We start from the raw sequence: 1340 nt of genomic DNA, 5'->3' as shown, positions 1-1340 counted from the left end.
TCTGGAAAGGACCACCACAGAGGGTGACAGTCCCGTAAACGAAAGGGGTAGGCTCCTTACCTGTCCTTGAGTACCACGGGACACGAGGAATCCTGTGGGAATCTGCCCTGACCACAGGGCAAGGCTAAATACCCTTGATGACCGATAGTGAACTAGTACCGTGAGGGAAAGGTGAAAAGCACCCCGGGAGGGGAGTGAAATAGACCTGAAACCGTGTGCTTACAAGCAGTCAGAGTCCTTCCAGCAATGGGAGGATGATGGCGTGCCTATTGAAGAATGAGCCGGTGAGTTAATCTGTGTGGCTGGTTAAGCAACTGACGTTGCGGAGCCGAAGCGAAAGCGAGTCCGAATAGGGCGATTTGGTCGCATGGATTAGACCCGAAGCCGGGTGAGCTACCCATGGCCAGGGTGAAGCTTCGATAGAATCGAAGTGGAGGCCCGAACCTGTCAGCGTTGCAAAGCTGTAGGATGAGCTGTGGGTAGAGGTGAAATGCCAAACGAACTCGGAGATAGCTGGTTCTCCCCGAAATGCATTGAGGTGCAGCCTCAGGTGATCGTTAATGGAGGTAGGGCTCTGGATGGACTAGGTGGGAGAGTATCTTGCCAACTCCAACCAAACCATGAATGCCATTAACCTCAGCCTGGGAGTGAGACTATGGGGGATAAGCTTCATAGTCGAGAGGGAAACAGCCCAGACCATCAGCTAAGGTCCCCAAGTGCAGGCTAAGTGGGAAAGGAAGTAGGATTGCCCAGACAGCCAGGAGGTTGGCTTAGAAGCAGCCACCCTTTAAAGAGTGCGTAATAGCTCACTGGTTGAGTGGTCATGCGCCGATAATCCACCGGGGCTCAAGTCTGCCACCGAAGCTATGGATCCCAGCTTGCTGGGATGGTAGGGGAGCGTTCCCTTGGCCGTGAAGTCGTTCCGTGAGGAGTGGTGGAGCTAAGGGAAGTGAGAATGCCGGCATGAGTAGCGTAAGGTGTGTGAGAAACACACCCACCGAAAACCTAAGGTTTCCTACGGAAGGTTAATCCGCGTAGGGTTAGTCGGGCCTAAGCCGAGGCCGAAAGGCGTAGGCGATGGACAACGGGTTATTATTCCCGTACCGCTGTTATGGAGGCAAAGGGGGGACACGGAAGGGTAGGCTGAGCGTGCCTAATGGACATGGTGCGTCCGTCACACTAGGTGATGCCGGGGCAGGTAAATCCACCCCGGATATTAAGCTGAAGGTGGCGGGAAGTTGCGGGGAGACCCAAGGCGACTCAGCTGAACCCATGCCGTCAAGAAAAGCTTCGTTGCCGTTGAAGTAGAAGCGCCCGTACCGCAAACCGACTCTGGTAGG

At 54.8% G+C, this 1340-nt stretch carries 1 rRNA gene; it reads left to right on the top strand.

Going from position 1 to position 1340, the window contains the following annotated elements:
• Window positions 1-1340 (top strand): 23S ribosomal RNA (locus tag GTN70_03370); the annotation flags it as partial.

The organism is Deltaproteobacteria bacterium, from assembly GCA_011773515.1.
GTDB lineage: Bacteria > Desulfobacterota > Deferrimicrobia > J040 > J040 > WVXK01.
The sequence above is the reverse complement of the archived record's forward strand: the minus strand, read 5'-3'. Positions and strand labels throughout refer to the sequence as shown.